Annotated in this window: 11 protein-coding genes; 3 read left to right on the top strand and 8 right to left on the bottom strand. The window is 44.6% G+C overall.

What is annotated here, in order from left to right; genetic code table 11:
* Positions 1-105 precede the first annotated feature (105 nt).
* Positions 106-789, top strand: a complete 684-nt coding sequence (locus LX99_RS10960) for a TIGR02117 family protein (protein WP_211319004.1) — start codon at positions 106-108, stop codon at positions 787-789.
* A gap of 68 nt (positions 790-857) precedes the next feature.
* Here the strand turns inward: LX99_RS10960 and LX99_RS10965 are convergent, their stop codons facing one another.
* The 4 genes from LX99_RS10965 to LX99_RS10980 form a co-directional block, all read right to left on the bottom strand.
* Positions 858-1829, bottom strand: a complete 972-nt coding sequence (locus LX99_RS10965; protein ID WP_109607910.1) for an NAD-dependent epimerase/dehydratase family protein — start codon at positions 1827-1829, stop codon at positions 858-860.
* A 155-nt stretch (positions 1830-1984) separates the two neighbouring features.
* Positions 1985-4273 carry a GH92 family glycosyl hydrolase gene (locus LX99_RS10970; RefSeq protein ID WP_109607911.1) on the bottom strand — a complete coding sequence of 763 codons (2289 nt, stop codon included), beginning with the start codon at positions 4271-4273 and terminating at the stop codon, positions 1985-1987.
* 166 nt (positions 4274-4439) lie between these two features.
* Positions 4440-5111, bottom strand: a complete 672-nt coding sequence (locus LX99_RS10975) for a basic secretory protein-like protein (RefSeq protein ID WP_109607912.1) — start codon at positions 5109-5111, stop codon at positions 4440-4442.
* 335 nt (positions 5112-5446) lie between these two features.
* Positions 5447-6478, bottom strand: a complete 1032-nt coding sequence (locus LX99_RS10980; RefSeq protein WP_109607913.1) for a LacI family DNA-binding transcriptional regulator — start codon at positions 6476-6478, stop codon at positions 5447-5449.
* Positions 6479-6935: 457 nt separating this feature from the next.
* On the opposite strand from LX99_RS10980, the gene LX99_RS10985 reads away from it, so the two are divergent.
* Positions 6936-8267, top strand: a complete 1332-nt coding sequence (locus LX99_RS10985) for an APC family permease (protein ID WP_109607914.1) — start codon at positions 6936-6938, stop codon at positions 8265-8267.
* 2 nt (positions 8268-8269) lie between these two features.
* Complete coding sequence (locus LX99_RS10990; RefSeq protein ID WP_109607915.1) at positions 8270-9430, top strand: trans-sulfuration enzyme family protein; 1161 nt, start codon at positions 8270-8272, stop codon at positions 9428-9430.
* 83 nt (positions 9431-9513) lie between these two features.
* On the opposite strand, the gene LX99_RS10995 is transcribed toward LX99_RS10990, so the two are convergent.
* The 4 genes from LX99_RS10995 to LX99_RS11010 all read right to left on the bottom strand — a co-directional run bounded on the left by LX99_RS10995 (position 9514) and on the right by LX99_RS11010 (position 14494).
* A complete protein-coding gene (locus LX99_RS10995; protein ID WP_109607916.1) occupies positions 9514-10104 on the bottom strand; it encodes a hypothetical protein in 591 nt (196 codons plus the stop codon).
* 145 nt (positions 10105-10249) lie between these two features.
* Positions 10250-11647 carry an outer membrane beta-barrel protein gene (locus LX99_RS11000; protein WP_109607917.1) on the bottom strand — a complete coding sequence of 466 codons (1398 nt, stop codon included), beginning with the start codon at positions 11645-11647 and terminating at the stop codon, positions 10250-10252.
* A 356-nt stretch (positions 11648-12003) separates the two neighbouring features.
* Positions 12004-13344, bottom strand: coding sequence for a sigma-54-dependent transcriptional regulator (locus LX99_RS11005; protein WP_022832537.1), 1341 nt, complete (start codon positions 13342-13344; stop codon positions 12004-12006).
* Positions 13319-14494 (bottom strand): M20/M25/M40 family metallo-hydrolase, encoded by a 1176-nt coding sequence (locus tag LX99_RS11010; protein ID WP_342769422.1) that lies wholly within the window; start codon positions 14492-14494, stop codon positions 13319-13321. The genes LX99_RS11005 and LX99_RS11010 overlap by 26 nt, the downstream gene beginning before the upstream one ends.

Raw genomic sequence — 14494 nt, forward strand, 5'->3', positions numbered from 1 at the left:
ACAACACCAACAACGGCGGGAATGGCGGGAAGTAACAATTACCTTCGGGTTACCTTTACACCGTTCCGGTATTAATTAAGGAAACCGAACCTGTTAGCCTTAATTATGAACATCATCAAAAAAACCACCCGCTTCATCCTGAAATTTGTGTTAGGCTTTGTGGCATTTGCACTGCTTTACTTGTTTTCGGCGTTGATCCTTTCGGTATGGAGTGTAGATAAAGAGCCAGGTACACCTAACGATGTCACCATCTACATACTCACCAACGGCGCCCATACCGATATAGTTGTACCGGTAAAAACCAATATTATCGACTGGGGCAAAGAAATGAGTTATCAAAACACCATTGCGAGAGATACCACCGGCAAATACATTGCTTTTGGCTGGGGCGATAAAGGCTTTTACCTTAATACCCCCACCTGGGCCGATTTAAAATTCGGCACGGCTTTTAGGGCTGCTTTCGCTTTAAGCACATCGGCCATTCATGCAACGTATCACCCTGATATGCAAACTAATAACAATTGCAGGAAAATAATGATCAGTAATGATCAATACAAGCGCGTAGTAGCTTATATCCAAAGCAGCTTTAAGCTGGATGAGAGCGGCAATGTGATCAACATAAAAACAAACGCTAACTATAATAACAACGACGCTTTTTATGAGGCTAAGCGCAAGTACAATCTGTTTTATACCTGCAACACCTGGGCTAACAACGCCTTAAAGGCCGGAGGCCAAAAAGCCTGCGTATGGACACCTTTTGACAGGGGGATTTTTTATCACTACCGTTAATAAGGCTTCATAAAAACGAAAATAGCCGTCGATTTGTGACGGCCATTTCGGTTTGATGAACATAGGTATTAATTAGCTTTCTCGGCATATTTATCATTTAAATTCAGCAGCATATCTTCCGTCATCAGCCCAACATCGAATTTCGGCTTCCAGCCCCAATCGTTGCGGGCTACGGTATCGTCAATGCTTTGAGGCCAGCTATCGGCGATAGCCTGTCGGCTATCCGGTTGGTAGCTTACTTTTAGCTCAGGTATGTGCTTCTGTATTTCGGCAGCAAGTTCGGCGGCACTGAAACTTAAACCCGATAAATTGTATGATGTGCGGATGCTAATGTGTTCGGCAGGCGCATCCATCAACTCAAGTGTAGCACGGATGGCATCATCCATGTACAACATTGGCAGGCGGGTATCTTCTGCTAAAAAGCATTCGTAGCTGCCGGTTTTAATCGCTTCATGAAATATAGCCACAGCATAATCGGTAGTACCGCCACCCGGAGGAGCCGAATAACTGATCAATCCCGGGTAGCGGACACTGCGAACATCCAAACCGTATTTTTCAAAATAATAACGGCACCATTGCTCGCCCGCTATTTTACTGATACCGTAAACCGTAGACGGATTGGTAACGCCATCCTGCGGGCAATCAGCCTTCGGAGCATCCGGACCGAAAACAGCGATACTGCTTGGCCAGAAAATCTGTTCCAGTTTTTCTTCGCGGGCAACTTCCAACACATTCAGCAGGCCCTGCATATTGATATCCCAGGCCATTAAAGGGTTTTGTTCGCCCGTGGCCGATAATACAGCCGCGAGGTGGTATATATGGGTAATTTCTTTTTCCTGTACCAAGGCTTGCAGGGCCGCCTTATCAAGCACATTTAACTGAACGTAAGGGCTTACATAACTTGTTTTTTCATTTACAGGGTGACGGTCTGAAGCGGTAACCGCGTCAACACCATATTTTAAACGCAGGGCAGCAGTAAGTTCGGTACCAATTTGCCCCAATGCACCAATTACAAGGATAGATTTCTTGTTACTATACACTTTTATAGATTTTGTAATATTAAAATGCTTTTTTAAGCGAAGGATAAGAGCACTTAGCCGTTCCCGTTGCCATACTGAAGTACGAAGGTTGGGCCTGAAAAAAATCAAAGATTAGCCCCAAAACAACTAATCTCTGTTCTCCATCCTCTAATCTCTTATTTATGCTTCTGGCTCATGTAAAACGTGATCTCGCCGCCGTTCATGATATCGGTATGGCTAATGAACAATTTATCAAGCGGCTTACCGTTCAGTACCATTTTTTGTACATATACATTTTTCGGTCCCTGGTTTTTAACGTTTATGGTGAATGTTTTGCCGTTGTCCAGGTTGATGACAGCGTGATCGACCGCCGGGCTGCCGGTTGAATACTCATCCGAGCCTGGCGCCACCGGGTAAAAACCAAGCGAGGTAAATATATACCAGGCGCTCATCTGGCCGGTATCGTCATTACCACCTAAACCATCGGGAGTTGGTTTGTACATCATCGGTAAAATCATACGTACACGCTCCTGGGTTTTCCAGGGTTTATCTGTCCAGTTGTAAAGGTAAGCCACATGGTGCGATGGCTCGTTGCCATGAACATAGTTACCAATGATGCCGTCGCGGGTAATATCTTCCGTTTCAGCAAAATATTTGTCGGGCAGGTTCATGGTAAATAATGAATCGAGGTAGCGTACAAAACGTTTATCGCCGCCCATCATTTTAATCAATCCTTCAGGATCCTGTGGTGCAAACAGCGTGTAGTTCCAGCTGTTGCCTTCAATAAAACCTTCATTAATGGTGCTCAACGGATCAAATTTGGCACGGAATACACCGGCAGCCGATTTAGGTCGCATAAAACCTATCGTCGGATCGTAAACGTTTTTATAGTTTTCAGACCGTTTGATGAACTCCCGGTAAATATCATTGCGGTTTAACTTTTTGGCTAACTGAGCGATAGCCCAATCATCAAAAGCATACTCTACGGTTGATGATACCGACACGCCGCTTCTTTCGTCAGGGATATAGCCTTTATCCATGTACTCACCAATACCCTCATAATCGCGGTGGCGGGCGGTGGCTACGCAGGCATCCAGCGCTTTATTGGCATCAAAGTTTGCATTGCCTTTTATCACGGCATCGGCAATTACCGCCACACTGTGATAACCGCTCATACACCAGTTTTCATTACCCGAGTTTGACCATACCGGCAGCATATGCTCCGGGCTTTGATCATAGTGGGCCAGCATGGATTGTACCATATCCGCGTTGCGCTTCGGCTCAATGATATTAAACAGCGGGTGCAGCGCGCGGTAAGTATCCCAAAGCGAAAAGGTAGTATAATTGGTAAAACCATCGGCCTTATGTACGTTTTGATCTAAACCTTTGTACTGACCATCTGCATCCATGTACACGGTTGGGTTAATCATGGTGTGGTACATGGAAGTATAAAAATTCAGTTTAGTTTCTTTACTTCCGCCAATTTCAATTTTGTGCAGTTCCTTTTCCCACAATTGCTGCCCATCGTTTTTTACTTTATCAAAGTCCCAGCCCGGCACCTCGGTGCGCATGTTGTTCAGCGCGCCGTCCATGCTTACCGGCGAAATAGCGAACTTAATCTTGATCTTCTCGCCCTCTTCGGTTTTGAAATCGAAATAGGTACGCAGCTGTCTTCCGGCAATTTCAGGGAAGTTTTTTACCTGGTTGAATTTACCCCAGAAACCGCCGTACACCTCGCGTTTGTCATATTTTTTGTAGCCATGCTGATAAAATGGTTTTGAAAAACTCATGGCAAAATACAGGGTACGCGTACGGGCCCAGCCGTTGGTTTGACGGAAGCCTGTTACGGTTGAATCATTTACTATGCGCAGGTAAGTCCATACATTTTTATCAGAATAGTTGTAGATGCCCGCCATCAGATCAAGAATAATGTGCGATTGATCTGACTTAGGGAAGGTGTACTGATGGAAACCTACCCTCGCCGTGGTGGTTAACTCGGCAGTGATGTTGTTGGCATCAAGCTTTACCTTGTAATAGTTGGCGGCGCTTACCTCGTTCTGGTGCGAAAATGCAGAACGATAGCCGCTACCTGGTTTATCGGCAGTACCCGGATTAAGCTGCAGCTTACCAACGGTAGGCATAATTAAAAAATCGCCCAGGTCAGAGTGCCCCGTACCGCTGAAATGCGTGTGGCTGAAGCCCACAATGGTTTTATCGTCGTACTGGTAGCCCGCGCAGTATTTGTAAACATCCGGGTTGTAATGACCATCTTTTTCGTAACCGGCCGTATCTGTTTCGGGGCTAAGCTGCACCATGCCAAACGGCACTGTAGCGCCCGGGTAGGTATGCCCCATGCGCTGTGTACCGATAATGGGGTTTACATAATCTACCAGTTTTTCGGCTTTGTTCTGGCCCTGCGCATATACCGCCGAACCCATTAATAATACTGTAAGTATCCGCTTCATTTATTTAATATCATTAATTCCCTCAGCAGGAATTTATTATCAGCACAGGTGCGTTTTGTGTATGTTATAAACTTTAATTTTTTGTTTTGACAAGGTTGCTAATTTATATAAAACCTCCGGCTTAATACCCAGTGGCTTAATTTGTTACGCAAACGTTTGTAAAGGTTTAAATAGCCGGGTTAGCGGCGTAGGCAGCCCATAGCTCATCAACTGTTTTGCCGGTCAGGTTTTTCCAGCTATCGGAAGTGTAAGTATGTTCTCGCAGTTGCTTATCCAGCGTTTTTACCAAACCGGGCTTTACATTTCTTTCAATCCACAGCAAAAACCTCGCTGTTACGCGGTAAGCGTTATCATAATTTTGGGTTGATTTAAATGGCGGCAATGCCCATTTGGCGCCCGCATTATCCACACCAAATTTATTGCGGGCAAAATCGGCAATACCTTCGGTTAACCAGCCCGGCCCATCGCTGTTACCGTAATTCTGTACAATGTGCATTACCTCGTGGGTAACCACATCTATATCGCCGGGATATTTGGCCATGTATTTAGCGCTGAACACAACGGTATCATTACCTGTAGCGGCAACACCATCGTAAGCGGTATCAATAACAAACGTTACTTTTTTTGATGTTTTTTTGTTATATTCCTTAGCCAGTTTTGGGTAAACTTCAAAAAAGGTTTTAACCAATCGGTCCTTCAGTGTAGTGCTGAAAGCCGGATCTTTATTGATAAAAGTTACCTGGTAGCCTTTCTGTTTAAAAACTTGCTGCGCCGCGGTAATATGGCTTGAACAAATGCCCGAAATAATGAGCGAAAAAAAGATGAGTGTTTTTTTCATTTATTGATTTGATGTGTTAATTGATGTTGAGGTTAAAAACCGGCCAAATATAGATAAAACGTTTTATCTAAACAGGTATACTTTATTATAATATTATTGCTAAATAATAAACAAAATTATCAAAAACTAACGCCTGCTGCCTTCAACCAGCAGGCGTTATGATTAATTAAACAATATTAAGGGAGAAAGAACTGAGAAGCATTTTAAGATAGCAACGCAGCACAAATTGGCTGGGCCTGACCTACGGTATTACTCAACTGTTTTCAAATTTAAACAAATAAAACGTTTTACCAAATGGTTTTTTTAACTATTCCCCGTTAATTTTTCATTTTTAATTAAGCGGTAACTTTGGCCCGGGTAGATCCGCGTTCAATTAGTTTTGAAGGAATCTGCAAATCAATTTTCGAAGCATCCAGCTTGTGGTTGTTAATCTGTTCCATTAAAATATCAATAGCCGATTTAGCTATTTCATAAGTGGGTTGCTGTATGGTTGTGATGCCCGGCGGATACAGGTTAAAGATCTCATTATCGTCGAAACTAATCACGGCCAAATCGCCGGGAATATCAAGTCCAAGATCCCTGATAGCCTGCAGACCCATGGTGCCAAGATAATTGGTGGTAAAAAAGAGCGCATCCATTCGTTTTTGCCTGCCAATAAATTCTTTGATCGCAGTTACGCCATCAGCTTTGCTCATATCATACGGCACCTTAAACACCATTTTGCTGTTATCTTTTAAACCATGATCTTTTAAAGCCGCCTTAAACCCTGCCGAGCGATCATTCAGCTGCACAAGTTCAAGGTTGGCCGTAACCATACCGATATTTTTATAGCCCGATTTGACGAAACAGCTTACCGCGGCATAGGCGCTTTCATAGTTATTTACCAATACATGCGGAATGTCCATACCTGGGAAATACCCATCAATCAACACTACCGGCTTTTCATTATCAACCAGGCTCCTGATCTCTTTTTCAAGACCTTTCATTGGGGTGATGATATAGCCATCAACCAGTTGCTGCGACAGCATCCTGATCATGTCTTTACCTTTTTGCAGGTTGTTGTTAGTGCTGCAATAAATAATCCGGTATCCGTCTTTCTCGGCCTCCTCCTCAATTACTTTGGCCATTTCGCCAAAAAAGGGACCACCAATATTTTCTACAATAAGGCCTATAACTTTTGATACGCCGGTGCGCAGGCCCACAGCCATACGGTTGGGTTCGTAGCCATTTTTCTGTGCTACGTCAAGGATCTTTTTACTGATCTCTTTGCTGATGCGGCCTTTGCCGTTTAGCACGAATGATACGGTTGTTATTGATGTACCTGTTAGTTTCGCTATATCCTTAATGGATATCTTTTTTTTAATCATTGTCTTTTTTCAGTCCAGGTGTTAGGTTCATCACATGGTTAATTTTGCTATTAACGGAGATTTATCCATTATAGTTTATACGAGCGTATCGCATTTTCAGCCACCTGATACCTTACATCTATATTTGTACCATAAAACAAGCCCAACACACAGTAAAGGCCCGCCTATATTACAAAAAAGATACCTTTTGGTCAACATTTGATACCTATACCATGCAATCGTTTTTAAAATAGTTATTGTTATTTATAGAAATTTTTTAAGGAAAGTTTCACACAGACGATTTTTCAACCCGGACACAATTAAACGAATTACACAAATGGTCATATGAATATAAACTCATCAATATCAAACACCAACGGTGGCTTTAGCATATAAATTACGCGGCCGCTTAATTAAAGCTTTTTAAATGTTACTTTTATCTTCGCGTTAACCTTATTAATTGATATTTTAAAACTACATGAGCATAACGCCCAAACTCACCCGTTTTGATCTTTCAATGATTGTTGTAAGTCTTGTTATCGGGATGGGTATATTCGCCGCTCCTGCCGAGGTGGCAAAAATGTCCGGTAATCCGTACCTGTATTTCGGGGCCTGGCTGCTTGGCGGCGCGGTAAGCCTTTGCGGTACGCTCACTTTTGCCGAAATAGGTGCACGCTACCCTACCACCGGTGGTTTTTACAAGGTATTTTCCTTTTGCTTCCACCCGGCGTTTGCATTTATGATTAACTGGGTACTGGTAATAAGCAACGCCGCCTCCGTAGCGGCCGTAGCGTTAATAGGCGCCGAATACATTAACCCCGTTATAATGCCGCGAAGTTTGCAAAATGATACTGGTTTAAAAATCATGACCATCGGCTCGGTGTTGATACTGTATATCATCAATTACCTGGGCATAAAAATGAGCGCACGTACCCAAAATGTGCTTACACTTTTCAAAATCGGCATGATCCTGATTTTGTGCGCGGCAGTTTTTAAAGGCAACATAACGCAGGCCGATCATATTATCGGCCATCATAACGCTAAAGGCATCGGCGCGTTCGGGCTAAGCCTGGTAGCTGTTTTTTTTACGTATGGAGGCTATCAGCAAACCATCAATTTTGGAGGAGACATTATAAACGCCAAGGTAAACATTCCTAAAGCCATTTTCTTTGGCATAGCCACCGTTATATCGTTGTACATGCTCATCAATTTTGCCTACTATTCAACACTGGGGTTGAGCGGGTTGCAGCAAAAAACAACGCTGGCTGCCACGCTGGCCGGCGTATTATTCGGTACGGCGGGCTATAAAATTGTATCGCTGCTGATGTTTGTTTCGGTACTGGCATTTGTGAATGTAAATATTATGGCAAACCCGAGGGTTTATTATGCCATGGCCGAAGACGGGATCCTGCCGGCAAGGTTTAAACACGTTAACAGCCAAACCCAGGTGCAGGAATTCGGACTTAGCTTTTTTGTGGGGGCAGTGCTGGTGATTTTGTTTTTTGCCGGGTCGTTTCAAAAAATACTGAGTTATGTGATGTTCTTCGATACCATTGGCCTGTCTACCGCCGCTTTGAGTATCTTTATTTTACGCCGAAAAACCAAACATTTAAACCATACCGGCATTTACAGCATGAAGTGGTATCCGCTTATACCCGTTATATTTATAATTACTTACTGGTTTGTTACCATCAGCATTTTTATTGATAACCCCCAGGCGGCATTAATATGTATTCTGGCGTTTATAGCCGGGCTTATAATTTACTTCGTTACCAAAAAACGAACCCAAAAACCTTATACTGCACCTTAATTATGGATATTTCATTTATATTAAACGAGCTGGGGGAAGAGCGAGAACAATACTTCAACGCGGTTTCGCCGCCTATTATGCAAAGCAGCAACTTCTGTTTTAAAGATGTTGCCGGGCTTAGGGCCGCCATGGCTAATGAGTTTGAAGGCAACCTGTACTCGCGCGGACAAAACCCTACGCTTAATATTTTACGGAAGAAACTGGCCGCCCTTGATGGCGCCGAAGACGCCCTGTTGTTCAGCAGCGGGATCAGCGCTATCAGCGTTCCCATCCTGTCGCTACTCAAATCGGGCGATCATATTGTTGCGGTTGATAATATCTACAGCTGGACGATAAAGCTTTTCCAGGATCTGCTGCCTAAATTTGGCATCACAACCACCTTTATAGACGGGACTGTTTTTGAAAATTTTGAAGCTGCCATTCAGCCTCAAACCCGTTTAATTTACCTGGAAAGCCCCAATACCTTTTGTTATGACTTGCAGGATATAAAAAAGGTAGCCGCGCTGGCCCGTTCAAAAAACATCATAACCCTGATTGACAACAGCTATTGCAGCCCGCTTTTTCAACAACCCATAGCGCTTGGCGTAGACCTGGTAGCGCAATCGGCAACAAAATATATTGGAGGGCACTCGGATGTGGTAGCCGGGATACTTACCGGGAGCAAAGCTATGCTTAAACATATTTTTGAGCACGAATTTATGAACCTGGGCCCCGCGCTTTCCCCTCCCGCCGCATGGCTGCTGTTGCGTGGCCTGCGTACGCTGCCCCTGCGTTTGCAGCGCAGCTTTGAAAGCACAAAAATTATTACCGGATGGCTTGCCGCTCATCCAGAAATACAAAAAGTGATCTGGCCATTTAGCGAAGGTTTTAAACAAAGCGAACTGGCCCGCGAGCAGATGCAGGGTTGCGGCGGCCTGTTCAGCATTGCTTTAAAAAACAGCACATTTGATAAAATAGAAACCTTTTGCAATAGCTTAAAGCATATCCTGCTGGCGGTATCATGGGGCGGGCATGAAAGCCTTGCCGTACCCGCTATAGCCTCGGTTAATGAAAATCAATATAATGAACACGATGAGCGCCACCAGCTCATCAGGATTTACATCGGCCTTGAAGATCCGCAATATTTAATTGCCGACCTGGAACAAGCGCTGAATAGGTTATAAACCAAAAGCCCGGCCTCGCGCCGGGACTTTTACTCACTCCGGAAGTCCGACCTGTCCGGCTATTGAAGATTATTGTTTATGAGTTACAGTGACGCGTGCTGTGTGGCAGTACGGTGTTGGTGCTCAAAATACAGGTATTTAATTTCGTACTGCTTATTGAACCTGTCGTAAATAGCCAGATCCGAATCGCTGTGGAAATAATTCTCAAGGCTGTACCTGAAATCGGCCTGACCGGCAAAACTATTGTTGATGTTTGCAATGGTCAATGCTGTAACCGGGGTATTCTCATTCAAACTAAAAAAATAACTGGCATTGGTTGTATAACCCTTGCCCTGCGGCGCCAGTTGCTCGTGGCTGTAAAGTGTAAAACCTGCCGTATCCAGTACCTGATAGGCCTCGTTTTTGTAAAATCTATAGTTAACCCCGTTAATACGATAACCAAACACGTCGGCTTTTAACAGCTTCACTTTCTTCCCATCACTGATCAGGCTGATATGGCTGCCTCCTAAAAACTGGTTAAGCTTTAAATTTTTAGCGTCGGTATATGTTAATTTACCTGCTTTGTAATCCTGTGCAGTGATGTATATACCGGTGCTGTTACTTTGCGCCATCAGGCTGTTCACTTGTGTACCGATCATCATTAAAACGATGATCATCTTCATTAAATTTTTCATTTTGTTTACTAAATAAATTGTTAAATTAAGGGCATAAAAAAGCCGGGCGGCAAAACCCGGCCTCCAACCTTTACTAAATCTATCTGTACAATCAAACAGGGTAGATTATCGCGGTTTTAAAGTATGTTTACCGGTTTATGCTTTGTTAAAACCTAACCAGCAGCGCGGCTATGAACCTCGTTTCAGAATTAACCAGATCGGGCGTAAAATTGGTACCGCCAATCGGTGTGGTGTTATACCCATCCGGCGAGGTTACACCGCCATGGCCTGCAAAGTAAGGCACGTCGGCATGGCGGTGCACTACTTCCATCCTGAACGTTAGATAGTCGTTTGGCATCAGGTCGATAGTTGTTGAATAATCATAAGCATGGAATTGATCGCCTGGGTTTGCCGAAAACGGGTGCGTACCTGTGGTGCCTGTACCTACTGCCGGGATAGGGTTAGCATCGCCGGTTGGGTAAAGCACCAGGTAACGGCCGGGGTTGTTCATTACACCGCCGCCTATTGTCCAGCCCAGGTGGCCTTTGGCCATTACCATACGGTGGTAAAACATAGCGCTGGCAAAATATTGGGCGGGGCCTTTAACCGGGTCTGATTTGAAACCGTTTACACCATCGCCTTTTTCGTAGCCAAGATCGCCGGTAAGGGAGAAAGCGGCGCTGTTTACAAAACTGTTTTTGTTAGTGCTTTTAAAATAACGTACTTCAACACTGTTGTCGGTATGAAAACGCTTGCGGCCGGGCTTGTCCTGGGTATCTGCGCCATAGTAGTTATTGCTTAAAGCCTGCAGCCATTCTTTGGGCCTCCACAGAACCTGGCCACCAACACCGGGCCTGCTATTGAACATACCATATGATTGCCAGCCGTTAATTAACCACGGCTCGATTTTCAATTTATCAGACACAAAGATCTGAACCCTTACGCCGTTAAAGAACCATGGGGTGTTATCGCTGGTGAAGGATGGCTGGTAAGCCCAGTTCTCGGCATTATAATAAGAGAACAGGCCTACGTACGACATAAACAGACCTGCATCAACGTTAATACCGTTCAATACGTCAAAATGGTAACCGGCATTGGCCTCGCTCAGGTAACGGTAGGCGGTGCCCAGATCAAACTGCCCGCGGGTTACGCTTAAATCGTTTCGGGGCACTACGGTGGCACGGGTACCGAACTGGGTAAGTACGCTGGCACGCACGTTATCATAATGAAAATCGCCGCCAAACGCTACTGTAGAAATTTCAAACTCATGATCGCGGGCCAGCGCGGTTGAGCCTACCACAGTATGATCTACCGGGTTATTGTTTGAGGCAGTATAATTAAAATCCAACAAAAACCTGCCGGTAAAATACTTAGTATCTAACAGGGCTTTATGACGGCGGTCGTTACCGTTAAGCCAGGTAAAATCGCCGAAGGCAAATGGTTCGGGTTTAGTTTTTACGGGGTCTTTAACAGCGATAGTATCGGTTAAAGAAGCAGCGTTTGCCTGTGCGTAGGCTAAAAGAAGTGTAAGGCCTAAAGCAACGAATAAGAGAAGTTTTTTCATTTTAAATATGATATTATTTGTTCGCGGCAGGTGCGGTTGCAGTGTTTAATTTAAATTGCGCCTGCCTGCGTTAATTATGGCATGCATGCCAATTGCTGTACCATACAGAAAGCACATTACCAAATCAAATTGATAATCAACACCTTATTTGTTTCATTTTGTTTTTTGAGAATAGATATACTAACGAGTTATCTCATTTTGAGATGGTGGTTTTCTCGTGTTGAAGTGCCGGCCTCCGCGGCTTGATAAGGGTTTAGCGGCAGATTAGTGATACCCGGACCAAAAACAATTTAACAAACAAGCCCCGCAAGGTTTCGCAAAACCAGGCGGGGCCTATTCTTAACTCACTGTTAAAATTAGTTCATTAATATATGATACTCATCAATTTTACGGTATAAAGTGGCCAGACCAATTCCCAACACCCTCGCCGCTTCAGATTTATTGCCTTTTACGTACTTCAAAACCCTGCGGATGTGATGCTTTTCAACGCTATCCAGATCAAGCGCCACCAGGTCATAGTAACCTCCGTTATGAAACTCATTGGGTAAAAGCTTGGGGGTAAGCACCGGCTCGTCCATCAGGATAATGACGCGCTCAATCACGTTTTTCAGCTCGCGGATATTTCCGTTCCATTGATGTTGGTTAAGCAGCTTGAAAAAATCGGCATCCACATCAGGCTGTTTCTTTTTTACCTTGGCCGAATATAGTTTAATAAAATGCCGTGCCAGTACTTCAATATCCCCTATCCTTTCCCGCAACGGCGGCAGCACTATTGAAAACCCGGAGAGGCGATAAAACAGGTCGAGCCTGAAATGCCCGTCTTCCGATTCCTTTTGCAAATCGCGGTTGGTGGCGGCTATCAGGCGTACATTAACCTTAATGGTTTTGGTTTCGCCTATTTTGATGAAGGTACCATTCTCCAGCACCCGTAAAAGTTTGGCCTGCAGGTCGTGGCTCATCTCGCCCAGCTCATCCAAAAAAATGGTGCCGCCACTGGCTTCCTCAAACAAACCTTTTTTGTCTTTAATGGCCCCGGTAAAGGCCCCTGCCTTGTAACCAAATAGTTCACTTTCCAGTAACTCTTTGCTAAAAGCGCTGCAGTTAACGGCAACAAAAGGTTTATCCTTACGCTGGCTTTCGTAATGAATAGCTTCGGCAAATACTTCTTTACCGGTTCCGGTTTCGCCTAAAAGCAATACGGTAGCATCGGTACGGGCTACCTTTTTGGCAAGTTCAACAGCTTCAAGTATCGCCGGCGACTGCCCCAGAACTATCGGGAAGCCGTGCTGCGTTTCTACCTCGTTCTGCATCTCGCTGATATGGTATTGCAGATTAGCTTTATCCAAAGCCTTACTTACCAGCGGCAGGATCCTGTCGTTATCATCGCCCTTGGTTAAATAATCAAAAGCACCGTTTTTAATGGCCGATACACCATCGCTTATGGTACCGAAAGCCGTGAGGTTAATCACCTCAATGTAGGGCTTTATTTGTTTAATACGTTGTACCAGCTCAACGCCGTTGGCATCAGGCAGCTTTACATCGCTTAAAACAACCCTGATGTCTTCCCGCTCAATCAGTTTCAATCCGGCTTTTGCGTTAGGCGCCTGTATAACGTGGTAACCCTCCAGCCCAAGTATGCGGGCCATCAATTCGCTCAGCTTAATCTCGTCGTCAATTATTAATATGCCCGGTTTCATTTTTGTATTTGTTTGGATTATTGATAAGCATAAGCGGCAGTATTTCCAGCAGCTTTACATATAAACTTGTTCCCTTTTTTATTTCTTCGAGGTAAATGAATTCATCTGCCGAGTGCGACCGGGCCGAATCGCCGGGACCAATTTTAACCGACGGGATAGACAACCACGCCTGGTCTGATGTAGTAGGCGAAATATATGTTTTACAGCCTGCTGCAATTCCCGCTTTAACTATTGGATGCGCGGGCGATATGGATGAAGCGCCCGGCGAACCCGGACGTGGGTTTACCTGGCAGGATACGTTCCGCCTGATTATGTCTATAATCTCCTTTTGCGAAAATGTATCATCATGCCTGATATCTACCGTAAACTCGCAACGGCCGGGCACTATGTTATGCTGCGAGCCGGCCTTGATGGTAGTCACCGTCATTTTTACCGGCGGCAGTGCCTTTAGCTGCTGCGGAAACCGGTACAGGCTAAACCATTCCAAATCGCGCAGGCATTTATGGATAGCATTATCACCTTCTTCGCGCGCGGCATGGCCGGGGCGGCCATTACTTATACAATCAATAACAAGGTTGCCCTTTTCTGCAATGGCCATTTGCAGCAGCGTAGGCTCGCCAACTATAGCCAGTTCGCAATTACCCAATAACGGCAGGATGGATTTAATACCATTCTCGCCAGCGTTTTCCTCTTCGGCGGTAATGGCTAAACAAAGATTAAAACCAAGGCCATGGTAACTGTAAAAATGCAGGAAGGCAGCAATTAACGATACCACGCAACCGCCGGCGTCATTACTGCCAAGGCCATAAAGTTTGCCATCGGCTATTTCCGGACAGAACGGATCTTTGGTATAACCCTCGTTTGGCACAACCGTATCCATATGAGAGTTAAGCAGTATTGTTGGTTTAGTTTCATCGTAGTATTTATTAAAGCACCAGATATTATTTCCCCTGCGGTTCACCTTTACCGAGTATTCGTACAAATACTGGTGAATAACAGCCGCTACAGCCGATTCATTACCGCTAAATGATTGCGTTTTGATCATTTTTTGCAGCAAAACAACACTTTCGCTAAAAAAATGCGGGTTTAAGGGCAGCGCATGCGCCATTTGGTTTACTGCAGGCTGCGTATCGTTTAATGTTTTTATCAT

The sequence above is a fragment of the Mucilaginibacter oryzae genome (assembly GCF_003148845.1).
In the GTDB taxonomy this organism is placed as follows: domain Bacteria; phylum Bacteroidota; class Bacteroidia; order Sphingobacteriales; family Sphingobacteriaceae; genus Mucilaginibacter; species Mucilaginibacter oryzae.

Excerpts from the sequence above, each read along its gene's own strand:
- LX99_RS10960 (WP_211319004.1), top strand. The coding sequence starts at position 106 with ATGAACATCATCAAAAAAACCACCCGCTTCATCCTGAAATTTGTGTTA.
- LX99_RS10970 (WP_109607911.1), bottom strand. The coding sequence starts at position 4,273 with ATGAAGCGGATACTTACAGTATTATTAATGGGTTCGGCGGTATATGCG.
- LX99_RS10975 (WP_109607912.1), bottom strand. The coding sequence starts at position 5,111 with ATGAAAAAAACACTCATCTTTTTTTCGCTCATTATTTCGGGCATTTGT.
- LX99_RS10980 (WP_109607913.1), bottom strand. The coding sequence starts at position 6,478 with ATGATTAAAAAAAAGATATCCATTAAGGATATAGCGAAACTAACAGGT.
- LX99_RS10985 (WP_109607914.1), top strand. The coding sequence starts at position 6,936 with ATGAGCATAACGCCCAAACTCACCCGTTTTGATCTTTCAATGATTGTT.
- LX99_RS10990 (WP_109607915.1), top strand. The coding sequence starts at position 8,270 with ATGGATATTTCATTTATATTAAACGAGCTGGGGGAAGAGCGAGAACAA.
- LX99_RS10995 (WP_109607916.1), bottom strand. The coding sequence starts at position 10,104 with ATGAAAAATTTAATGAAGATGATCATCGTTTTAATGATGATCGGTACA.
- LX99_RS11000 (WP_109607917.1), bottom strand. The coding sequence starts at position 11,647 with ATGAAAAAACTTCTCTTATTCGTTGCTTTAGGCCTTACACTTCTTTTA.
- LX99_RS11005 (WP_022832537.1), bottom strand. The coding sequence starts at position 13,344 with ATGAAACCGGGCATATTAATAATTGACGACGAGATTAAGCTGAGCGAA.
- LX99_RS11010 (WP_342769422.1), bottom strand. The coding sequence starts at position 14,494 with ATGATAAAAACATTAAACGATACGCAGCCTGCAGTAAACCAAATGGCG.